The following is a 21,843-nucleotide window of genomic DNA, read 5'->3' on the forward strand; positions in this document are numbered from 1 at the left end:
CTCAGCCCATCGGCACCCCATACAGATCATGCTCGTCGGCGTCCTCGATCAGGACGGGCACGATGTCGCCCTGTTCCAGATGTCCGGCGTCGCGAAGGAACACCTCGCCGTCGATCTCCGGCGCATCGGCCTGGCTGCGGCCGGTGGCGCCACCTTCTTCGTCGACCGCATCGATGATCACCGCGAGCTTCCGGCCGACCTTCGCCTGGAGCTTGGCGGCGCTGATCGCGGCGGTCTTCTCCATGATCCGGGCGTAGCGCTCTTCCTTTACCTCTTCCGGCACCGCGCCAGGCAGGTCATTGGCCGAGGCACCTTCGACCGGCTCGAAGCGGAACGCGCCGACGCGGTCGAGCTGGGCCTCGTCGAGCCAGTCGAGCAGATACTGGAAATCGGACTCGGTCTCGCCAGGGAAGCCGACAACGAAGGTCGAGCGGATCGCAATGTCCGGGGCGATTTCGCGCCAGCCGCGTAGCCGCTCGAGCACCTTGGCTTCGTTGGCCGGGCGCTTCATCGCGCGCAGCACGTTCGGCGCCGCATGCTGGAACGGGATGTCGAGATAGGGGAGCACCAGCCCCTCCGCCATCAGCGGGATCACCTGGTCGACATGCGGGTAGGGATACACATAGTGCAGCCGCACCCAGGGCGCGATCTGGCCGAGTTCGCGGGCGAGATCGGTCATGTGCGGCACGACTTCGCGGCCCTTCCAGGCGCGCGGCTCCTTGCGGATGTCGATGCCATAGGCCGAGGTGTCCTGGCTGATGACCAGCAGTTCCTTGGTGCCGGCGGCGACCAGCTTCTCCGCCTCGCGCAGGATCGCATCGGGCCGGCGGCTGACCAGGTCGCCGCGCAGCGACGGGATGATGCAGAAGCTGCAGCGATGGTTGCAGCCTTCCGAGATCTTCAGATAGCTGTAATGGCGCGGCGTGAGCTTGAGCCCGCTGTCCGGCACCAGGTTGACGAAGGGCGAGGGCGGCATCGGCGCCGCGTCGTGCACCGCGCCGACGACTTCCTCATATTGATGCGCGCCAGTGACCGCGAGCACGTTGGGGAAGCGGGCGCGGATGACCTCGGCTTCCTTGCCCATGCAGCCGGTGACGATCACCCGGCCGTTCTCAGCGATCGCCTCGCCGATCGCCTCAAGCGACTCTTCCTTGGCGCTGTCGAGAAAGCCGCAGGTATTCACCAGCACGACGTCCGCGCCGGCATAGTCCGGCGACAGCGCATAGCCGTCCGAACGGAGCTTCGTGAGGATACGCTCGGAGTCGACCAGATTCTTGGGACAGCCGAGCGACACCATGCCCACCTTGGGGGCTTCGGGGAGTCGCGTTGCCATGATCGTTGGCGCACATAGGGCTTTTCGCGGAAATTGCCAGCCATCGGGCGTTTACGGATGGCTCGCCCGCACCTCGATCGGTAGGGGCGGCCCAGCAACCATTCGGGAGATATCGTCATGACCGCGACCACCGCAGAGCCTGTCCAACTGCCGACCCGCTCCGGACTTGTCATTGACGTCCGCACCGTGCGCCCTGACGACGAGGCGGGACTCACTCGTTTTTTCGATCACGTCTCGAACGAGGACCGGCGCTTCCGCTTCTTCACGGCCAGCCCGCATCTGCAGCCGCACCAGGCAGCGGCGCTGATCAACGTCGATCACCATCAGACCGAAAGCTATCTCGCCTTTACGGCCGAGGGCGAACTCGTCGCCTCGGCGATGCTGGCCTGCGATGCGACAATGGAAACGGCCGAGGTGGCGATCTCCATCCGCGCGGATCGTAAGGGCCAGGGGATCGGTTGGAGCCTCCTTCATTATCTGACCGGTGAGGCCAAGGCGCGCGGTGTTAAGCGACTTCAGTCGATCGAGAGCCGCGAGAACCACCTCGCCATCGAGCTCGAGCGCGAAATGGGCTTTGTTGCCCATGCGGTGGAAGGCGATCCCAGCGTCGTGCTGCTGGAAGTGCGCTTCTGATCTCGATCAGGCGGGTGCGCGAAACAGGAAGAACGCGCCCGCCGCGATCAGCGCGAAGCCGATTAGGTGATTGGTCGTGATCTTCTGTCCCAAGTACAGTACCGAGAAGCCGGCAAAGACGGTGAGCGTGATCACTTCCTGCATGCCCTTTAGCTGGGCGGCCGAATAGACGGCGCTGCCCAGGCGGTTGGCCGGCACCGCGAAGCAATATTCGACGAAGGCGATGCCCCAGCTGACGACGATGGCGAGCAGTAGCGGCGCCGACTTGTACTTCAGGTGGCCATACCAGGCGAAGGTCATGAACAGGTTGGAGACGAGCAGCAGCCCGATCGGCAACAGGCGATCCATCATCGGCACGGCTATCGCTCCTCAGCCGGCATAGGCGCCGCGGAGCCGATCCATGGATTCGCGGTGCGTCAGGTCCAAATGGAGCGGCGTGACGGTGACGAACCCCGCCTCGATTGCGTCCAAATCGGTGTCCGGCATCGGCTGGTGCTGCAGGCGGCCCATCGCCAGCCAGTAATAGGGGAAGCCACGCGGATCGACGCGCTTGTCGAGACCGACCCGCCCATAATCCCGCAGCCCCTGCGCCACCACTTTGATGCCTTGCACTGCATCTGCGTCGATGGGGGGGAAGTTGATGTTGACCAGCGTGCGCGCAGCCCAGTCCATGTCGAGCAGCGGCCGCAGCGCACGTTCGCCCCAGCTCTCCGCTGTGCCGAACGGCACCTCATCGCCCATCCCGCTGCGGGCGTACCGCTGGCTGAGCGCGACTGAGCGGATGCCCGCGAGCGCCCCCTCCATCGCCGCCGAAACGGTGCCGGAATAGCTGACGTCCTCCGCAAGGTTTCCGCCACGGTTCACGCCGGAAAGGATCAGGTCCGGCTTGGCATCCTTCATCACCTCCGCGAGCGCGAACATCACGCAATCAGTGGGCGTCCCCTTCACCGCATAACGATTGTCGCCATGGCGGCGGACGCGGAACGGCTCGGTAAGCGTGAGCGAGCGGCCTTTGCCCGACTGCTCCTCAGCCGGCGCGACGACGGTGATGTCATCGGAGATTGTGCGGGCAATCCGCTCCAGAACGCCGAGGCCGCGGGCGTGATAGCCATCGTCGTTGGTGAGGAGGATCCGCATCAGCCGCGCGGTTCGAGCATTGTGAGGCCCCCAAGATAGGGCTGTAGCACGGCCGGCACGGCGACCGCGCCATCCTCTTGCTGATAGTTTTCCAGTACGGCGACCAGCGTGCGCCCCACTGCCAGGCCGGAGCCGTTGAGCGTGTGGACGAAGCGCGTGCCTTTCTCACCTTCCGGGCGATAGCGGGCGTTCATGCGCCGTGCCTGGAAATCCCCGCAGGTGGAGCAGGACGAAATCTCGCGATACCGGTCCTGACCCGGCAGCCAAACTTCGAGATCGTAGGTGCGAGCCGCGGTGAAGCCCATGTCGCCGCTGCAAAGCTTCATGCGGCGGAAGGCGAGGCCCAGCTTGGTCAGCACATCCTCGGCACAGGCCGTCATCCGTTCATGCTCGGCTTCGGACTGGTCAGGCGTGGTGATTGACACCATTTCGACCTTCTCGAACTGGTGCTGCCGGATGAAACCGCGTGTGTCGCGGCCAGCCGCACCTGCTTCGGAACGGAAGCATGCGGTCAGCGCGGTGAGGCGCAGCGGCAGTTCCTCCTCGTCCAGGATTTTCTCGCGCACCGCGTTGGTCAGGCTCACCTCGGCCGTCGGGATCAGCCAGCGGCCGTCGGTGGTGCGGAACAGATCCTCCGCGAATTTCGGAAGCTGGCCGGTGCCGAATACGGCTTCGTCACGCACCAGCAGCGGCGGCACGCATTCCTCATAGCCATGCTCGCCCGTCAGCGTATCGAGCATGAACTGTCCGAGCGCACGGTGGAGGCGCGCCGCGTGGCCGCGCACGAAAGTAAAGCGGGCGCCCGAAATGGCGGCGCCGGTCTCAAAATCCAGGCCGATCGTGGAGCCGATCGCGTCGTGCTCCTTCACCGAGAAGGGGAAGCGGGGCGGGGTGCCGCGCTCGTGCACCAGCACATTGTCGTTCTCGTCAGCGCCCAGAGCGACATCGGGGTAGGGCAGGTTGGGGAGGGCGGCAAGCTGCCCTTCGAGCGCCTCGCCTAGGGTCTTTTCCTCCGCCTCTAGAGCGGGCAGCCGCTCCTTCAGTTGCGCCACTTCCGTCATCAGCGCAGCGGCGGCCGCTTCGTCCTTCTTCGCCTTGGCCGCACCTATCGCCTTCGACGCTTCATTACGACGCGCCTGCCCGTTCTGCAGCTCGGTGATCAGCGCGCGGCGTCGCTCGTCGAGCGCCATAAGCTCGGCCGCAAGCGGTGCCAACCCGCGCCGTTCGAGGCCCTGGTCGAAGGTTTCGGGATGTTCGCGGATGAAGCGGATGTCGTGCATGACGATTAGCCTATGGCGGCGGCCCCGCAGCCGCGCAACCCCGCGCGGGCCCGTCCGTTACTCTTGCATCAGACACAAAAGGAGAGCCCCATGGAAGTGCCGCACGATGCGATGGTTGTTGTTGCCGATGGGCGCAAGATGCTGATGCTTCGCAACCAGGGCGATGCCACCTATCCGAACCTGCAGGTGGTGAAGAAGGAAGTGCATGCAAACCCGAAAACCTCCGACCAGAAAACCGATTCCTCGGGGAGCGCAAGTTCGACCCAGTCGGGACAGGGTGCGCCGCCTGCCGCGCAGGGCGGATCGATGCACGCTCGGGGCGGTGGAGCCCAGTTCGCGCCTTCGCGCGGGACGATGGGGGAAACCGACTTCCACCAGCTGGAGGAAGATCGATTCGCTGCCGAAGTAGCAGAGATGCTGAAGGAGGCGGCGCTGCGCAACGACTTCGAAGCGCTCATCATCGTGGCGCCGCCGAAGACTCTGGGCGAGCTGCGCAAACATTATCATGGCTCGGTCAGCGATCGGCTTGCCGGGGAACTCGCCAAGGACTTGACCGACCACCCCGTGCCCGAGATCGAGGCGGCCCTTCAGGGGGCGTGATCCCCACGGTTGATTGCCTTCGCGGGAGCCAGTGCCAGGCAGACGCGGGCTCCCGCGTTTCCCAGTGAACATGTATTTTTTCGGGGCGCTACTACGCCTTCGTTCACCCTCTTCTTCGTATATTTCGCATGTGCTGCGCGATACGCTGTGGCTTCAGTTCAGGCCATGCTAATTTCCCCCATAGTACAGGGAATTGCCGTCGGTGGTTTGTAAGCATCCGCTTGTGAAGCGCTGATTGCGAAAGTATAGGGCCTGCGGGCAATGCGGTCTTCCGGCGGCTGGCCACCGGGTGACTGGTGTGGAGAGTGGGAATGGCAACTGTTTTGGGTCGTGCGGACGAACCGGGTGAGGGCGTTCCTCCTGCTGCGAATGACAGCGGATCGAGCTATCGTCCAAGCGACGACGAAGAGTTCATGAATCCCCGGCAGCAGGAATATTTCCGCGCCAAGCTGAACGCGTGGAAGGATGCCATCTATCGCGAGGCGGCCGGAACGCTGAACCAGCTTCAATCGGATTCGCTGCGCGAGGCGGACCTGACGGATCGCGCTTCGAGCGAGACGGACTGGTCCATCGAACTGCGCACGCGCGATCGCCAGCGCAAGCTGATAGCCAAGATCGATGCGGCGCTGCGTCGTATAGACGAAGGCGAATATGGCTATTGCGAAGTGACCGGCGAGCCGATCCCGCTCGCACGATTGGAAGCGCGGCCAACCGCAACCATGACCGTCGAGGCACAAGAACGCAACGAGCGCAACGAAAAGATCAGTCGGGAAGAGTGATGCCGCTACCCGTCCGGCGCCACGTAGAAGTACGAGGGCTGAATTGGGGTAATTCTTTTGTTAAGGATTGCTGGTCTACGCATCGTCGCGTGAGAATCTGCGTTTGAGAGTCTCGAATGGACCAGCAGTCGTATATCCCCGCAAGCACGCTTTCGGCCGATGATTTTGCCGGCAAACGGAGCGGTGCCCGCGACAGCCTGTTGCTGACGGCGCAGTTCCGCGTTGACGGCGAACATGTTGGGCAGGTGCGCGTCCGAAACCTCTCGGCCGGCGGGCTGATGGCGGAGTATCCGGGCCCGATCGGCCTGCGCGCACCCGTTGAGATCGAAGTGCGTGGCGTGGGCTGGGTTTCGGGCAAGATCGCCTGGGCTGCGGAAGGCCGTGTCGGCGTGGCGTTTGACATTGAAATCGATCCCAAGCTCGCCCGCAAGCCGGTGGGCGGTGGCGCCCAGACGCCGGAATATGTGAAGCCCATCCTCACGCGTCGTTGAACGCCCAACAGGTTCCCCGACATCGTTGGTGGGTCTCGCGCAAGCCTGTGCATCGCACGTTCGATGCGCTGTGCTAGTCAGGCAACTGCTCGCAGCTTCTTTCGCGCTTGGGCTGTTTGAAGGACCTGCCGCGCGAGCAACGCGCTCGCGCGACCGATCCTCTGGTAAATAAATTGTGGATAGCGCTATTAGCGCTGCATCTCTTCCTTGACGCGCAGTTTGGCTTTCTTCAATTGCGCTAGAAGCATTTGATCGGGGAGGGGGCGTTGCGACTCCGCGGCGATTCGCTTGTCCAGGTGCGAATGTTTGGCGTTAAGTGCCGAAATATGCGCATTGTGCATGGAAGCGTTCCTCCTTGGTACGTCTAGGGGGTGACAACTAGACCATGATTCGCTCCGGTTGTCGCGTGCAGAATCATCCCTCATCGACAGATCGGCGAAAACCCGCGATGGGTTGCGACGGGCGAGTGTTTCGTTCGCTAAGCGTTTCGGGGGGCAGGGATGGACGATAGCGAGATCCGGCGACGTCTGGAGGATTTGCGCACCGAGCATCGCGATCTGGATGCGAACATCGCCACATTGATCGAAGACGCCACCGGCGATCAGCTGCGGATCGCCCGGCTGAAGAAGCGTAAGTTGAAGCTGCGCGACGAGATTTCGCTGCTTGAGGATCAACTGATTCCCGACATCATCGCATGAGGCCCGCAGCGGGACGCGCGCACCGCGGATTTGGGCTTTTCGGACCATCGCCAGCTGTGGCACGGATCCTTCATGATTGCTGAGGGGCCATCCACCATTCGCCGCAAGCTGATCGACTCGCTCTATGTCGAAGCGATGGTGCTGGCCGATGAGACGCGCGGCTATTTCGATCACCTGGGCCGTGAAGAGCGCGAGACACTCTGCGCACTCGATCGCGTCGCCTTTTCGTGCGAGTCGCTGAAGATAACCACGCGGCTGATGCATATAATCGCATGGCTGCTGACCCAGCGTGCCGTCGACGCCGGCGAATTGAGCACGCACGATGCCTGCGCTCCGGGTCGTCGACTGGGCGTTGGTCCGGAAACCAACCCGGCCGTGATGCAGGGCCTGCCTGAGCAGGCGATTGCGCTGATCCAGGCTAGCCAGGATCTCTATCGTCGCGTTGCGCGGCTCGACAGCGCGGTTGATGTGCCGGCGGATCTGGCGAGCCCCGCCCGGCGGATGCTGGACCGGCTCGCCGGCGCTTTCTAGCTGCTGGCGAGCAGCCGCGCGCGGGCGGCTGCATATTCCTCCGCCAGGCGCTCGATCCGCACCGCTGCCGGCTCCACGGCATGGACGGCGCCAATGCCTTGGCCGGATCCCCAGATTTCCTTCCATGCCTTCGCGCCCGCGAAGTTCATCGCGCTGGGATCGCTTTCGGGAAGATTGTCCGGGTCGAGGCCGGCAGCCACGATGGACGCGCGCAGATAATTGCCGTGTACGCCGGTGAAGAGGTTGGAATAGACGATATCGTCGGCGCGGCCGTCTACGATCGCCTGCTTGTACGCGTCGACCGCATTGGCTTCTTTCGTCGCGATGAAGGGCGATCCGATATACGCCAGGTCCGAGCCCATCGCTTGTGCGGCGAGGATGGCTCCCCCGGTTGCGATGGCGCCGGAAAGGGCAATCGGCCCATCGAACCATGCGCGGACTTCCTGTACCAGCGCGAAGGGGCTCAGTCGACCAGCATGGCCGCCCGCTCCCGCGGCCACCAGGATCAGTCCGTCCGCTCCCTTTTCGACCGCCTTGTGGGCAAATTTATCGTCAATCACGTCGTGCAGAGTGATGCCACCCCAAGCATGGACCGCATCGTTCAATTCGGGGCGCGCGCCGAGCGACGTGATGACAATCGGCACCTTCCATTTCGCGCACGTCGTCAAGTCGTCCTCGAGCCGTGGGTTGGAACGGTGGACGATCTGGTTCACGGCGAATGGCGCAGAGGGACGATCGGGATGGTCGCGATCCCAGGAGGCGAGCGCTTCGGTTATCTGGTGCAGCCATTCGTCGAGTTGGCTCTGCGGCCGCGCGTTGAGCGCCGGGAAGGAGCCCACGATACCGGCGGTACATTGCGCGATCACCAGATCAGGGACTGAGATGATGAAGAGCGGCGATCCGATAACCGGAAGCCGCAGACGATCAAACAGCGCGGGAAGTGCCATGCGCAGAAGTGATACCGCAATGACGAAGTCTGTCTAGGTGGTGGTCACGGACGCTACGGAAAGCCTTCAAGTGCAAGCGAGCATCAAGCTACCTGGCCAGCGAATCGCGTCAGTCTTCGAGTCGGGTGAGGCTCATCGCGTAGCTTTTCGCCTTTTCGACATAAAGTGCCGCGCTGGATCGCAGCATGGCCTTTTGCGCGTCGTTCAAAGGACGCACAGCGCGGGCGGGGCTGCCGACGATCAGGAAACCGGCAGGGAACTCCTTTCCCTCCGTCACCAACGCTCCTGCGCCGATCAGGCAATCCGGCCCGATCACAGCCCGGTTGAGCACAATGGCGCCCATGCCGATCAGCACGCGGTCGCCGATCGTGCAGCCATGCAGCACGGCGTGATGTCCGACCGTCACATCCTCGCCGATCGTCAGCGGTGCACCAGGATCCGAATGAAGCATGGCGCCCTCCTGGATGTTGCTGCGCGCGCCGATCATGATGGGGGTATTGTCCGCACGCACGACAGCGCCGAACCATATGCTGGACAACGGGCCAAGCTGCACATCGGCGATCAGTTCGGCGCTGGGCGCAATCCAGGCGTCGGTTGCGACGTGCGGCGCGACTCCGTCCAGGCTGTAACGCGGCACGTTCGTCAGAAAACCGGTGCGCTGAAATCGCCAGGCAGCGGCATCTGCAGGCCCATGGCGAGTGCGAGGGCAACGGCGCCCATCAGCAGCGCCAGCGTCGAGGAGAGCGAGAAAAGACCCCAGCCGACCATGGTCACCATAGGGGAATCCTGCCGCTGTTCCCGGCGATTGCGCTGCATCGTCAGCAGCACGAAACCCGATGCCATGGCATAGACGAAGACAAAGAATTCAGCCACCTGCGACCACCCCGATCTTGCTCGCAATCAGGGCTAAACCGTTCAGGTCGCACCATCAATCCAGGGAAATTGCGGACTGCCGCGGTGCAGCGCGCTTTCGCCGCACCGCCCGGGAACTTTCGGAGGTTCAAAGCGTGACGCCCCTCTTCCAGATCGCGATTTCGCGTTCGCCATTGCGCTCGGAGGCGGTAGTCGCGCCCGACGCGATTTCGCCGATCTTTGCCAGTAGCGCGTCCGCCGCCGCGTCCATGCCCGCGGCCAGCACCTGCCCGGCGTCGAAGTCGATCCAGCCCGGCTTGCGTGCGGCAAGATCGCTATTCGACGCAATCTTGATCGTCGGCACCGGGAAGCCGAGCGGCGTACCGCGTCCGGTGGTAAACAGGATGACCGTCGCTCCGGCCGCTGCCAGCGCGGTGGAAGAAACCGCATCGTTGCCCGGCGCTTCCAGCAGCGTCAGTCCACGCCGCCGGATACGCTCTCCATAGTGCAGCACATCGGTGACGGTCGCGTGGCCCGCTTTCTGGACCGCGCCGAGCGATTTTTCCTCAAGCGTTGTGATCCCGCCCGCGATGTTGCCGGGCGACGGGTTTTCGGACACGGGTTCGCCGTGACGAGTGAAATACGCTTTGAAGCCGTTCACCAGTCCGACGATCGAATCGAAGATCTGGGCAGTTTCGGCGCGCGCCATGAGCAATTGTTCGGCGCCGAAGATCTCCGGGATCTCGGTCAGGATCGCAGCGCCGCCGGCTGCTGTGACCGCATCGCTCATCCGCCCAACGAGCGGGTTCGCGGTAAGGCCCGAGAAGCCGTCCGAGCCACCACATTTTACCCCGAGCACCAGATCGGCTAACGGGGTAGGGGTCCGCAGCGCCTGTTCCGCCTGCGCGATCAGCGCCTCGACGAGCGCCAGACCTTCTTCCACCTCGTCCCCCGCGGCCTGGGCCCCGATGGTGCGCAGGTTGGGCTGGGTGATGTCCGGTAGTAGTCGGGCCATCTGGTTGGATTCGCAGCCGAGCCCGACGAGCAGCACACCGCCGGCATTCGGATGGTTGGCCAATGCCGCGAGGATGGCGCGCGTGCCTTCAAGGTCGTCGCCCAGCTGCGAGCAGCCGAACGGATGCGCGAAGGCGTGGATGCCATCCACCCGTCCGGCGAACCGCTGTTGCGCCAGCGCTGCGATCTTCTCCGCCGTGCGCCCGACACAACCCACGGTGGGGAGGACCCAGATCTCGTTGCGGGTGCCGACCCGGCCGTCCGCGCGCCGATAGCCGAGAAATTCGCCTCGCCCTGCCCGAGGAGCGGGCGCTTCGAACGCGGGCCGATAGGTGTAGCTGCCGCTCGTTTCCAGCGCGGTCGCGACATTGTGGACATGGACATGCTCGCCCGGCGCGATCGGCTGGGTCGCGCGACCGATGGGGAAGCCAAACTTGTGGACAGGCGCGCCGGCGGCGATCGGGCGAACAGCGATCTTGTGCCCTTTGGGAACATCGGATGTCACGGTAACGCCCAGCGCGACTTCGCCTGCCTGCACGTCGCGAAGAGTGTTGGCGACGGCGTCGCGCGGATCGATCTGGAACAGGGCGATGGTCATAACGTCGTCGTACTGCGGCTCCCATGCGCGGTCCACCGCCGGATGTGCTGCTTTTTGCAGCGGGCGGTACTTCCCTGACGTAGGGCCCTCAGCTTGGAAGTCGCACGAACCCTCCGTATTAATTGGTAAGTCAGGTATTCAGCCCGCGCTGAAGTCGGCTAAGTATATTCCCTGAAGGGGCGAGCGCGGGAGTATCGGTTCCAGTTACGTTAACCCTGGGGCTGCAAACAGGCGGCTGAGATGGGAAGAGGGTCGTAGTGAACGCACCGCCAAAACGATCTGCGGTGATTGCAGTGCTGATGCGCAGCTTCCGCTGGACCATGCAGCTGGAACGCCGGCAGGCGGTGCACGCGGTTGCCCTTTGTTTTGCCATTGTAGCGGCGCTGGACATTATTACCGGACCGCGACTTTCGCCCAGCATGGGATATGTTTTCGTTGAGTGCCTTGCAGCGTGGACGTTGCGCGAGGCGGGCGGCATCGCTGTGGTTCTTCTCTGCATCACGGCCAATTCGCTGATCAACGGCTTCGGTGCGAACGCGTTTGCAGGGCGCGAAGAATATTCCGCTGCCGTCACCTTGTGGAACATGGGCACTCGCACGCTGACGGCGATCATGATCGTTCTGATGGTCGCCACGCTGCGCCATTCCATCGATCGCGAGCGCTGGATCGCTTCCACCGACCATCTGACGCAGTCCCTAAATCGTGGCGCATTTCGCAGCCGGGTTGAACGGGTCGCCAGGATGGCGCGCCGCCGTCGGGCGCAGCTCCTGCTCGTCTATATGGACCTCGACGGGTTCAAGGCGGTGAACGACAGGCACGGCCATTCGGCCGGTGATCTGGTCCTGCGCCGATTTGCCGACGAGGCGCGTGCGCGGATACGCGCCGGGGACTTGTTCGCACGAGTGGGTGGCGACGAGTTCTGCGCCTTTCTAGTCGTCGAGCGGGGGGTGGCGCCCGAACAGGTGGCCGAAAGCCTGCACGCTCGGCTCACCGAAGCGCTCCGCGCGACCGGATTCGATGTTACCTGCAGCATGGGTGCGGTGGTCGTCGCTGCGGCGGACACGATGGAAACCGACCGGCTGATCTCGCTTGCCGATCAGGCAATGCTGGAGGTGAAGCGCAGCGGCAAGGATGCAATTCGCATTGCCTTTTCCGACGCCCCGGAAGCGGAACAGCCACGCTCGAGGAGAGCCGCATGACGCTTCATTTCTTTTCGGCGGCATTCAGGCCCTATGATGAAGTGGCGCGGCAGCGCGCTGTCGACGCCCTTCCGTCGATCCCTGCCGACGACGCCGAGCTGCAATTCATCCTCGAAGAGGTTCGCGCGGTGCTGGGGACGCCGATGGCTATGCTGACGATCATCGATCATGAGGTGCAACACATGCCGATCGCGATCGGGGTGCAGCCCATGACAGTCAGTCGCGCGATGGCCTTCTGCCCGCATACCATGGCCGAACCGGACGGCGTGCTGTGCGTACCCGACCTGCGTGCCGACAGTCGCTTCAGCGCCAACCCCATGGTCTCCGGCCCGATGGGCATCCGCTATTATGCAGGCGCCAGCGTAATGAACGGCCTGGATCGCGTCGGTGCCTTGTGCGGGATCGACACACGGCCAGGCGGGCCGCTTTCGTCGGCGAAACGCAGCACGCTGACCCGACTTGCCCAAGCTGTCGCGGCGCATATTGGTGCGGCCTCGCGAAGGCTGGATTAGGCCTGTAACGAAATTGGTTGACACCGACCGTGCCACTTGACAAGTGGCCTGCTTATCAAGCCGATTCTTTCGGCCCTGAAATGTAACCGGTTACAAATGTAGAGGGGATGACCAGGGTGCTCAAGCTCAACTCGTTTCGAGGTCGTTTGGTTGCGGCCACCATGCTCGCAGGCGGTGCGATCGTTCCGGTTGCGGGTGCGCATGCGCAGGTAACCACCGGTAACATCCGCGGTGCGGTTGCCGGGCCGGATGGCACGCCGGCGGCAGGCGCGCAGGTGGCGGCGCGCAGCACTGGCACGAACCAGACCTATCGCGCGATTGCCGATGCGAATGGCAACTACGTCCTTACCGGCCTGCGCCCTGGTCAATATGAAGTGAGCGCGACGGTCGGCACGGAAACCACTCGCCAGATCGTGCAACTCGGCATCGGGCAGTCGGCCAGCCTCGATCTCGGTTTCGCCGCGGACATCGCGGCTGCGGCACCAGAGGGTGGGGCGGAAATCGTGGTGACCGGCGGACGTCTGAACGAAACTCGTACCAGCGAAGTCGCCACCAACGTCAGCCGCGAGCAGATCGAGCGTCTGCCGCAGACCGATCGTAACTTCCTGTCCTTCGCCGCGCTGGCGCCGGGCGTACGCTATGTCGACTCGGAAACCGATAAGGGTTTCCGTTCCGGCGCCTCCACCGCGAGCCAGGTGAACGTCTTCATCGACGGCGTGAGCCTGAAGAACAAGCTGCGGGAAGGCGGCGTCGCCGGCCAGCAGAACAGCCGCGGCAACCCGTTCGGCCAGCTGGCGGTGCAGGAATTCCGTGTTCTCACCCAGAACTACAAGGCCGAATATGAGCAGGCTGGATCGGCGATCATCACCTCGGTCACCAAGTCCGGTACCAACGAGTTCCATGGCGAAGCGTTTGGGCAGTACACTGATCGCGGCCTGACGCAGAAGAGCTTCATCGACGCGCGCGACGGCAACCGGAAGCCGTCGTTCGAGCGCAAGCAATATGGCGTGTCGCTGGGCGGCCCGATCATCAAGGATCGGTTGTTCTTCTTCGGCGCCTATGAAGGCAACGACCAGGATCGCGCCTTCAACGTGCGTAGCAACGGCACGGCGGAGCAGATCCAGGAATTCGAGCGCTTCTCCGGTCGGCGGATCACCGATTTCCAGGGCGCGTTCGTCAGCCCATTCCGCGGCGATTTCTATTTCGGCAAGCTCACCCTCACGCCGGACGATCGCCAGGTATTTGATCTGTCGTTCAGCCGTCGCGAAGAAACCGACATTCAGGGCTTCGGTGGCAACACCGCCTATGAATATGCTGAGAACAAGCGCAACAAGGTCGACACCTATCTGTTCAAGTGGACCTATAATGGCGACAAGTTCATCAACGAGTTCAATGCGAACTATTTGAATTACGAGTTCAATCCGACATCGCTCAATCCGAACCTGCCGAGCTTCGACTACAGTGGTGTGATCCTGTTTGGTGGTAAGGATTCTACGCGGCGCGAATTGCAGCAGGGTTACACGATCCGCGATGACTTCACCTACAGCGGCTTTGATGGCCATGTGATCAAGGTGGGCGCGCGCGTCGAGGTCACCGACATCCAGTTCGCCAACAACGCCTATATCCAGCCGCGTTACACCTTCCTGCGCGAGCCGAACAACAATTTGAACTTCTCCTTCCCGGCGGAAGCACGTCTCGGCCTGGGCAATGGGAACATTATCGCGTCGAACACGCAAATCGGTCTGTATGCACAGGACGACTGGGATGTCACCGATCGACTGCAGCTGAATCTGGGTGTGCGCTGGGATTACGAAACCAACGGCTTCAACAACGATTATGTTACGCCCCCTGCTGCGGCCGCAGCGCTGCGTTCGTTGCCGCGCACCAGCTATTTCGATCCCGAAAACTACATCACCGACGGCTCGGGCCGGTCTCCGTTCGCGGGCGCAATCGCGCCGCGTTTCGGCTTCTCCTGGGATATCACGGGCACCCGATCGACGGTGATCTTCGGTGGCGCGGGCCGCTATTATGATCGCAACAACTTCAACAACACCGTCGACGAACTGTCGCGCACGATCAATCCCGTGGGGGTCTTCCGCTTCTCGGCGGACGGCACGCCGCGCAACGGGCAGCCCACGACGGTATGGAACCCGTCTTATCTGACGCGTGACGGCCTGCTGGCCCTGCGCAACGCAAACCCGCAGGTCGCCCTGCCGGAACTGTTCGCTGTGAAGAACGACGCGAAGCCGCCGGTGAACGATCAGTTCAGCTTCGGCGTGCGCCAGCGCATCGGCGTGTTCGAAGCATCGCTGTCGGGTTCCTATCAGCGTGGCCGCAATGGCTATACGAACCTGTTTGCCACCCGTCGGAACGCAGGTCTGGGTCCGTGCTGCGACACCGCTTCGGCGATCGCCAACGGCTACTCGAACGTGATTATTGGCTATGACGGGCTTGATACCCGGTACAAGGCGCTCTTCTTCACGCTCGACAAGAACTACACGCGTACGTCTGGCTGGGGCATGAACATCGCCTACACGCTGGGCAAGGCCGAGCAGAACGGTGGGGACCTGTTCAGCCTAGATGCGATCACGCCGGATGCCTATGGGTGGCGGCCTTCGCGTGGCGACGAGCGGCACCGCGTCGTCTTCTCGGGCATGGTCGACTTGCCGTTGGGCTTCCAGTTTTCGACGCTCAGCACGTTCGGCAGCGGCGCGGCATATCAGGTGGTCGATAGCACTAACGGCCAATCCGCCGGGTTCAATCGGTTCACCGCGGCCTATCCCGAGAAGAATTGCATCAAGGGGGTTTTTGCCTTCTGCGAGGTCAACCTGACGCTCGCCAATCGCGTGAAGATCGCCCGCAGCCACGAGGTCGAACTGGCGGTCGATGTGCTCAACGCCTTCAACAACAAGAACTTCACCGGGTTCGACGAAGGCTTCAACAACCAGATCAATCCGGCAACGGGGCAGGTCATCGATCCGCTTCGCCCTGCCAATGGCACCACGGCGTCCGGCCTGCTCACGCTGCCGCGCCGGATCCAGTTCCGGGTCGGCTATCGCTTCTAACCGAACGGACATCGTCGGGCGTAAGAAAAGGGGAGCTTCGCGCTCCCCTTTTTTGCGTCCCGTCCCCGCTGCCCAGATTTTGCCACCATTCGTCGCCCAGCGCACTCTCTCCGGCGGCTATCCTTACCAAAATTCATTTCGGGTTCATGGCGCGATGGCTCTTTTCGCGGCCATGTTTGTTGCAACGCAGCGCCCAACAGAAGGTGAGGGGAGCAGAATGCCGTTTCTTGTAAGCCCGGCAAGGTTCCTGTTTCATTATGTCACGCAGCGCCCCTGGGCGTTCGCGCTGTTGGCGGCGCTTGTCGTCGGCGGCTCGGCGAGCGCTGTGGGTGTGCAGTACGCCATGAAACTGCTGATCGATGCCATGACCGTACATGCGCCTTCGCGGGGCGCGGTGTATGTCGCTCTGGCGGCATTCGTCGGATTGGTCGCACTGGAGAACGGCCTCGTACGCGGTGCGTCGATGCTGTTGTGCAACATTACCGTAGCCAGCGGCGTCCGCATCCGGCTCGACATGTTTCACTATCTTACTGGGCACCACATCAGCTTCTTCCAGAACCAGCGCGGCGGGTCGCTCGGGCATCGCGTGGGCGCGCTGACCGGCTCGTTTTCGGCGCTTACCCACCGCATTCTGATGGAGATCACGCCGCCGCTGATCGCCTTCGGCGGCGCGCTTCTGATCTTCGCTGCGATAGATTGGCGGATGGCCGCGGTGATCGCGCTCGTCTTCGTCGGCGCCAGCATTGGCCTGGTGCTGCTCGGCTTGAAAGGCGATCGCCATCATACCGCCTTTGCGCGTCGTGCCAGCGAGAGTGGTGGTGAGCTTGTCGATCTTGTTGGCAACATCGCCGCGATCAAGGCCTTCGGGGCCCGTCGTCGGGAAGCCGAGCGGCTCCGCGGCTTCTTCGAAGCCGAAGGCAGGGCGCAGCGGCGCGGTTGGATGTTTGTGGAGCGTATCCGCGCGCTGCACGATGTCGCGCTGGTGGTGCTGGTAGCAGGTTCGCTGGTGTGGGCGATCGAGCGCTGGGTTGCGGGTGGCATCACCGCCGGCGACGTGGTGGTCGTGAGCACCATGACCTTCCGGATGCTCAACGGTTCGCGCGATCTGGCGATGGCGCTGATCGATACCAGCCAGCAGTTCAGCTATTTGCGCGAGACGCTGGAGATCGTCGGCACCCCCCACAAGCTCACCGATGCGCCCGGTGCGGTGCCGCTCCGCGTCACCCAGGGCCGGTTGCGCATCGACGAGGTCGTGTTTGGTCACGATCCCGCACGCCCGGTGGTCCGCGGCGTGACCCTCGAAATTCCCGCCGGCCAGAAGATCGGCATTGTCGGCCCCTCGGGCGCGGGCAAGTCGACGATCCTGCAGCTTGTCCAGCGTCTCCACGATCCGCAGCAAGGCCGCATCTTGATCGACGGGCAGTCGATCGAGCGCGTGACCCAGGAAAGCTTGCACCAGGCAGTTGCCGTGGTGCCGCAGGAGGTGCTGCTGTTCCATCGCTCGATCCTGGAGAATATCCGGTTCGCGCGCCCCGATGCTTCCGATGCGGAAGTGCGCGAGGCAGCGGCGGCGGCACATTGCGCGCATTTCATCGCCGCATTGCCCCAGGGCTATGACACGGTGGTGGGCGAGCGCGGCACCAATCTGTCAGGGGGGCAGCGGCAGCGAATCGGCATCGCCCGTGCCTTCCTCAGCAAGGCACCGATCGTGCTGCTCGACGAAGCGACGTCTGCGCTCGATACCGGATCCGAGATCGAAGTGCAGCAGGCACTGGAAGCGCTGATGGCGGATCGCACCGTCTTGGCCGTCGCTCACCGACTATCGACGGTTGTGGGCCTCGACCGTGTGATCGTCGTCGAACAAGGCCGGGTGGTCGAAGATGGTCCGCCGCTGAAGTTGCTGCGGGCCGGTGGTGCTTTCCAGCGCCTATGGGCCTTGCAGGCCGAAGGGCTCGACGCGCCGCTGGATCGCATGACGGTGATGCCGCGCCTGATGGCGGGCACGGCACGCCGCGTACTGGGGCTGGGGAGCAGGCCGCCGCTTCGGGTACTCGAGCGGCAGGCTGCCAGCTGACCCATATCAAATTAGATCGGTGCCATAACTGTTATTGACGGAAACTAAATAGAATGCGATTTTCCCTTTGTACCGGCTTCCCACGAGAGGCTGGACAGGGGAGGTTGGCATGGCTGGCTTTACAGCGCGCATTCGGTTGCGCGGCACCTATTGCGTCGCTGCGATGGTGGCGGCAATGCTCGGCGGCAATCCTGCTGCCGTTTTCGCTCAATCGGCGTCTTCGCCTGCGCAGACAGCCGATGAGGCGAACCAGGAAATCGTCGTCACGGCGCGTCGGCGCGCCGAGAGCCTTCAGGATACGCCGGTGGCGATCACCGCGCTCAGCGCCGAGACGCTGCAGGACCGCCAGATCCAGCAAACCCAGGACCTGGAACGGATCACGCCCAGCTTGCAGTTCAAGCCGGCGGGCCAGCTTTCAGGCAACAGCGCCTCGTCAGTCGTATTCATCCGTGGTGTCGGCCAAGTGGATCCGACAGCGGCGGTAGACCCCGGCGTCGGCATCTATCTCGATGAAGTTTATCTGGGCCGTGCAGTGGGAGGCACCATCGATTTCGGCGACATCGATGGGGTTGAGGTGCTTCGTGGGCCCCAAGGTACGTTGTTCGGCCGGAACACCATCGGCGGCGCCATCCTTGTCCGGACAAAGCAGCCGGTGCTGGGCGAATGGAGCGGTCGTGCCCGCTTGCGCGCCGGTGAGTATAACCTGCGCGAAGGGTTCGCCGCGCTCAACATCCCGCTTGCAGATACGCTTGCGGCGCGGGTTTCGGGCGGCTTTCGGAAGCGCGACGGCTATGTGATCCGCAGCGTCGACGGTCTTGACCTGGGCAATGAGAATGGCTGGTCGGCCAACGGCGCGCTGAAATGGGAACCATCAAGCGATTTCGACCTGTTCCTCCGCGCCGATTATTCGAAGCGTGACGAAAACGGCGCACCGTTCGTCTTCGCCGGCGTGAACGAGCAGGCGCCTGTCGCCGCAATCGCCAGCGTCGGTGCGGGCTGCCCGGGCGCGACCATTCCCTTTGCGCCACTGACTGCGGGCGATCCGAGGTTTGGCGCGCCCAATGTGCCGATGCTGAACGACGTCCGCTGTGCCAACGATCTGCAGGCACGGGGCCCATTCGTGAATGGCGGCACCGCCCCGGTGATGAGTTCGTCGGAGGTTTGGGGTATTGGTGCGACCGCTAATATCCGGCTGACCGATGTGGCGGCGGTGAAGCTCATCTCTGCCTATCGTAACACGGAATCACGCGGCATTCGCGATGCAGACAATACGCCGCTGCTGCTGATCACTACCGACGTCGGTGCCCAATCCCACCAGTTCAGTCAGGAAGTGCAGTTGCAGCTCGATTGGGAAAGCGTCAGTGCCATTCTGGGCGGCTATTACTTCAATGAAGTGACCAACGAGCGTGCGACCGTACCGGTATCCTTCCCGCCTTCGCCGCCGGTGATCCGCTCGATCCTGGCGGGCGGCCCGGGCTCGCGTGACCTCCAGGTGTCACGATTGAAGACCGACTCGCTGGCCGGTTTCGGTGAAGTCAGCGTGAAACCGGTGGCCGGGCTCGAACTTACCGGAGGGCTGCGCTACACCACCGATCGCAAAACCTATCTGGGAACCGCGTTCAATCTGTTCCCGGCGACGCTGCCCGATCCCGATCCGCTGCCGACGTTAGCCATCCCGGAAGGCGGGCCGCTGTTTCTCTATCGCCGCCCGTTCGTCCAGACGTTCTCGGCGCTCACCGGATCGGCGAGCATCCAGTATCGCTGGAGCAATGCGATCAGCACCTATGCCTCCTATGCCCGCAGCTTCAAATCGGGTGGCTTCAACACACGCTATAACGCGGCGCCCGCCGGCAACGTGCCGGTGCCGTTCGACGAGGAGAGCGTCACCAGCTACGAAATCGGCGCCAAGACGAACATCGGCCGGCTGCGGCTGAATTTGGCCGCGTTCCAGGCCGAGTATGACGATATTCAGCTGATCTTCCGACAGGGCGTGGTGCCGCTGCTGTTCAACGCCGGCAAGGCACGGATCCGCGGCCTCGAGGCGGAAGCCAGCTGGCGCGCGCCCTGGGGCCTCATCCTCGACGCAGGGGCAAGTGTGCTCGACGACAAGATCAAGAGCATCACGCCCGTGCCGGGGGCGACCGCAACGGTAACGCCCAGCGATGACCTGCCGCTGACGCCGGATCTGCAGGCAAATATCGGCATCGCCTTTGATCTGAAGATGGCCAACGGCATGACACTGACACCGCGGTTCGACGGTAGCTACACGTCGAAGATCACCTTCATCACCGGCAGCATCCCGCTTATCGAAGAGGATGGCTATTTCATCGGCAATGCCTCCCTGACGCTCAAGCTATCCGATCGGTACGAGTTGAGCGGCGGCGTGAACAATCTGTTCGACGAACGCTATCTGATCCAAGGCAACGCCTCGCTTGCGACGCTCGGTTATGCCGAGCGGATGTATGCGCGGCCACGCAACTGGTATCTACAGGTGTCGGGCCGCTTCTGACCGCGCCTAGAGCGGATTTCGACCGCACTGAATCGGTGAGGGATTCCCAAGGAACGCGATTTCTGATTCAGAATGCATGCCGGTGAAGGAGTCCGGCATGGATGGGTCATGCTTTGTCGATGGATTTGCGGGTTCGTCTTCTGGCTGTGATTGACGGCGGGCTGAGCTGTCGGGCTGCAGCCGCCCGGTTTGGGGTTGCGCCGTCGACCGCGATCCGCTGGCACGCCCAGCGGCGGGAAACGGGCAATGTTGCCGCCAAGCCGCAAGGCGGAGACATGCGTTCGCGTCGGGTTGAGGAACGGGCAGCTGACATTCTCGCGCTGTGGGAGGCCCGCAAGGACATCTCGCTGGAAGAGCTTCGCCGAGCCTTAGCCAAGAAGGGTCTGGCAGTCTCCGTCGCAGGGCTGCATCGCTTTTTCGCGCGTCGAGGCATGACGCGCAAAAAAAGACTGGCCATGCTGTCGAGCAAGACCGGCCCGACATCCTGAAACAGCGCCGCGACTGGTTCGACGGCCAGGTCGATCTGGAACCGGAACACCTGGTCTTCATCGACGAGACCTGGACCGCCACCAACATGACCCGCAGCCATGGCCGCTGCGCCAGGGGTGAGCGGCTGCGGATGGGATATCCGCATGGCCATCGCAAAACCACCACGCTGGTTGCCGGCCTGCGCATGACCGGCATGGTCGCGCCGATGGTGCTCGACGGCCCGATCAACGGCGACTGGTTCGAAGCCTATGTGGCGCAGGTCCTTGTGCCCACACTGCGCCCCGGCGACATCGTCATCATGGACAATCTGTCGAGCCACAAGCGACCGGCGGTCCAGCATCGGATCGAGGCGGCAGGCGCAACGCTGCGCTTCCTCCCGCCCTACAGCCCTGACTTCAACCCGATCGAAAAGGCCTTTGCACGCCTCAAGGCCATGCTGCGAAAAGCCGGCGAGCGCACTGTCAGCGGCCTGTGGAACCGCATCGGCGCGCTCGTCGACATCTTCCAGCCCAGCGAATGCGCCAACTACTTCAGTTCCTGCGGATATGATCCAGATTGATCGGAAAACGCTCTAAAGCCCGGCCCTCAGCTGTTGCCGGAATCCTCGGCTTCGGCTGCAGGGTTTCGCCGCTCGATCCGGATGAGCATGTCGAGGAGCAGCGAACGCTCCGCAGGCTCCATGTCCGACAGCATGCGGTTTTCGTGCGTTGCGATCCGCTGCAACGCGTCTGCCATCACCGCCTTGCCAGCCGGCGTCAGCGTCAGTGTCAACGCGCGGCGATCGTTCGCATCGATGGCCCGTTCGATCCACTGGTTTTCGACCAGTTCGTTGATCAGCGCCACCATGTTCGCGCGCTTGATCCCCAGCGCGCGTCCGGTGGCACCCTGATTGATGCCGGGATTGGCTGCAATGATTGACAGCACAGCCAATGGGACCTGGCGCACGCCCGTACCTTCCATCGCCGACGTGAAATCCGCTGAGAAAGCAATCCATGCTCTACGAAGACGATAGCCAACCAGAGATTCCAGGGCGCCGAGATGCGGTTGTTCTGCAGACATATTTGGCTGCAAGCCACGTTTCCCGCGCGCCGTCAATCAGCAG

Annotated in this window: 22 protein-coding genes; 12 read left to right on the top strand and 10 right to left on the bottom strand. The window is 63.2% G+C overall.

Translation table 11 applies throughout. The annotated features are described in order from the left end of the window. Window position 1: 1 nt before the first annotated feature. Window positions 2–1,333, bottom strand: a complete 1,332-nt coding sequence (gene rimO / locus ACNFJ7_RS03125; protein WP_019371034.1) for a 30S ribosomal protein S12 methylthiotransferase RimO — start codon at window positions 1,331–1,333, stop codon at window positions 2–4. A gap of 117 nt (window positions 1,334–1,450) precedes the next feature. On the opposite strand from rimO, the gene ACNFJ7_RS03130 reads away from it, so the two are divergent. Beyond that, complete coding sequence (locus ACNFJ7_RS03130) at window positions 1,451–1,966, top strand: GNAT family N-acetyltransferase (protein ID WP_019371035.1); 516 nt, start codon at window positions 1,451–1,453, stop codon at window positions 1,964–1,966. A gap of 6 nt (window positions 1,967–1,972) precedes the next feature. Here ACNFJ7_RS03130 and ACNFJ7_RS03135 read toward each other — a convergent pair whose 3' ends face one another. Genes ACNFJ7_RS03135 through serS form a run of 3 tightly spaced genes read right to left on the bottom strand, consistent with a single transcriptional unit; the run spans window position 1,973 to window position 4,383 of the window. Beyond that, entirely contained in the window at window positions 1,973–2,317 is a 345-nt protein-coding gene (locus ACNFJ7_RS03135) for a DMT family protein (protein WP_019371036.1), read from the bottom strand. Between the two features lie 18 nt (window positions 2,318–2,335). Then, complete coding sequence (gene surE / locus ACNFJ7_RS03140) at window positions 2,336–3,103, bottom strand: 5'/3'-nucleotidase SurE (RefSeq protein ID WP_019371037.1); 768 nt, start codon at window positions 3,101–3,103, stop codon at window positions 2,336–2,338. After that, window positions 3,103–4,383, bottom strand: coding sequence for a serine--tRNA ligase (gene serS / locus ACNFJ7_RS03145; protein ID WP_019371038.1), 1,281 nt, complete (start codon window positions 4,381–4,383; stop codon window positions 3,103–3,105). The genes surE and serS overlap by 1 nt, the downstream gene beginning before the upstream one ends. Before the next feature lie 90 nt (window positions 4,384–4,473). On the opposite strand from serS, the gene ACNFJ7_RS03150 reads away from it, so the two are divergent. From ACNFJ7_RS03150 to ACNFJ7_RS03160, 3 genes are all read left to right on the top strand, one after another. Next, window positions 4,474–4,983, top strand: coding sequence for a host attachment family protein (locus ACNFJ7_RS03150; RefSeq protein WP_019371039.1), 510 nt, complete (start codon window positions 4,474–4,476; stop codon window positions 4,981–4,983). Between the two features lie 311 nt (window positions 4,984–5,294). Then, the gene (gene dksA / locus ACNFJ7_RS03155) at window positions 5,295–5,762 is read left to right on the top strand and encodes an RNA polymerase-binding protein DksA (protein ID WP_026009387.1); all 468 of its coding nucleotides are present in this window, start codon (window positions 5,295–5,297) and stop codon (window positions 5,760–5,762) included. 116 nt (window positions 5,763–5,878) lie between these two features. Next, window positions 5,879–6,253 carry a PilZ domain-containing protein gene (locus ACNFJ7_RS03160; protein WP_019371041.1) on the top strand — a complete coding sequence of 125 codons (375 nt, stop codon included), beginning with the start codon at window positions 5,879–5,881 and terminating at the stop codon, window positions 6,251–6,253. A gap of 188 nt (window positions 6,254–6,441) precedes the next feature. Here ACNFJ7_RS03160 and ACNFJ7_RS03165 read toward each other — a convergent pair whose 3' ends face one another. Further along, window positions 6,442–6,594: a YdcH family protein gene (locus ACNFJ7_RS03165; RefSeq protein WP_019371042.1), complete on the bottom strand. Its 153-nt coding sequence runs from the start codon at window positions 6,592–6,594 to the stop codon at window positions 6,442–6,444. 159 nt (window positions 6,595–6,753) lie between these two features. Between ACNFJ7_RS03165 and ACNFJ7_RS03170 the strand changes: the two genes are divergently transcribed. After that, on the top strand, window positions 6,754–6,951 hold the full coding sequence (locus ACNFJ7_RS03170) for a YdcH family protein (RefSeq protein WP_019371043.1): 198 nt from the start codon (window positions 6,754–6,756) through the stop codon (window positions 6,949–6,951). A gap of 72 nt (window positions 6,952–7,023) precedes the next feature. Further along, the gene (locus ACNFJ7_RS03175) at window positions 7,024–7,482 is read left to right on the top strand and encodes a DUF1465 family protein (RefSeq protein ID WP_026009388.1); all 459 of its coding nucleotides are present in this window, start codon (window positions 7,024–7,026) and stop codon (window positions 7,480–7,482) included. On the opposite strand, the gene ACNFJ7_RS03180 is transcribed toward ACNFJ7_RS03175, so the two are convergent. From ACNFJ7_RS03180 to ACNFJ7_RS03195, 4 genes are all read right to left on the bottom strand, one after another. Further along, window positions 7,479–8,429: an NAD(P)H-dependent flavin oxidoreductase gene (locus tag ACNFJ7_RS03180; protein WP_019371045.1), complete on the bottom strand. Its 951-nt coding sequence runs from the start codon at window positions 8,427–8,429 to the stop codon at window positions 7,479–7,481. The two genes, ACNFJ7_RS03175 and ACNFJ7_RS03180, sit on opposite strands and share 4 nt — an antisense overlap. 109 nt (window positions 8,430–8,538) lie before the next feature. After that, a complete protein-coding gene (locus tag ACNFJ7_RS03185; protein WP_019371046.1) occupies window positions 8,539–9,066 on the bottom strand; it encodes a gamma carbonic anhydrase family protein in 528 nt (175 codons plus the stop codon). Between the two features lie 5 nt (window positions 9,067–9,071). Then, window positions 9,072–9,302 (bottom strand): hypothetical protein, encoded by a 231-nt coding sequence (locus ACNFJ7_RS03190; protein WP_019371047.1) that lies wholly within the window; start codon window positions 9,300–9,302, stop codon window positions 9,072–9,074. Between the two features lie 127 nt (window positions 9,303–9,429). Next, complete coding sequence (locus tag ACNFJ7_RS03195; RefSeq protein ID WP_019371048.1) at window positions 9,430–10,893, bottom strand: UxaA family hydrolase; 1,464 nt, start codon at window positions 10,891–10,893, stop codon at window positions 9,430–9,432. Between the two features lie 299 nt (window positions 10,894–11,192). On the opposite strand from ACNFJ7_RS03195, the gene ACNFJ7_RS03200 reads away from it, so the two are divergent. From ACNFJ7_RS03200 to ACNFJ7_RS03225, 6 genes are all read left to right on the top strand, one after another. Further along, complete coding sequence (locus ACNFJ7_RS03200) at window positions 11,193–12,092, top strand: GGDEF domain-containing protein (RefSeq protein ID WP_236704490.1); 900 nt, start codon at window positions 11,193–11,195, stop codon at window positions 12,090–12,092. Further along, complete coding sequence (locus ACNFJ7_RS03205; RefSeq protein ID WP_019371050.1) at window positions 12,089–12,604, top strand: GAF domain-containing protein; 516 nt, start codon at window positions 12,089–12,091, stop codon at window positions 12,602–12,604. Before ACNFJ7_RS03200 ends, ACNFJ7_RS03205 begins: the two co-directional genes overlap by 4 nt. A 161-nt stretch (window positions 12,605–12,765) precedes the next feature. Continuing rightward, the gene (locus ACNFJ7_RS03210) at window positions 12,766–15,669 is read left to right on the top strand and encodes a TonB-dependent receptor (RefSeq protein WP_236704491.1); all 2,904 of its coding nucleotides are present in this window, start codon (window positions 12,766–12,768) and stop codon (window positions 15,667–15,669) included. A 217-nt stretch (window positions 15,670–15,886) separates the two neighbouring features. Continuing rightward, complete coding sequence (locus ACNFJ7_RS03215; RefSeq protein ID WP_019371052.1) at window positions 15,887–17,743, top strand: ABC transporter ATP-binding protein; 1,857 nt, start codon at window positions 15,887–15,889, stop codon at window positions 17,741–17,743. A gap of 109 nt (window positions 17,744–17,852) precedes the next feature. Beyond that, window positions 17,853–20,252, top strand: coding sequence for a TonB-dependent receptor (locus ACNFJ7_RS03220; RefSeq protein ID WP_162839602.1), 2,400 nt, complete (start codon window positions 17,853–17,855; stop codon window positions 20,250–20,252). Window positions 20,253–20,353: 101 nt separating this feature from the next. Then, window positions 20,354–21,300, top strand: a protein-coding gene (locus ACNFJ7_RS03225) for an IS630 family transposase (protein WP_152997892.1) whose coding sequence is annotated in 2 segments (ribosomal slippage) — window positions 20,354–20,690 and window positions 20,690–21,300 — 948 coding nt in all. Because the reading frame shifts where the segments join, the coding sequence is not laid out codon by codon here. A gap of 26 nt (window positions 21,301–21,326) precedes the next feature. Here the strand turns inward: ACNFJ7_RS03225 and ACNFJ7_RS03230 are convergent. After that, window positions 21,327–21,836 carry a MarR family winged helix-turn-helix transcriptional regulator gene (locus ACNFJ7_RS03230; protein ID WP_419724234.1) on the bottom strand — a complete coding sequence of 170 codons (510 nt, stop codon included), beginning with the start codon at window positions 21,834–21,836 and terminating at the stop codon, window positions 21,327–21,329. Window positions 21,837–21,843 lie beyond the last annotated feature (7 nt).

Source organism: Sphingomonas sp. HT-1, assembly GCF_048568905.1.
In the GTDB taxonomy this organism is placed as follows: Bacteria; Pseudomonadota; Alphaproteobacteria; order Sphingomonadales; family Sphingomonadaceae; genus Sphingomonas.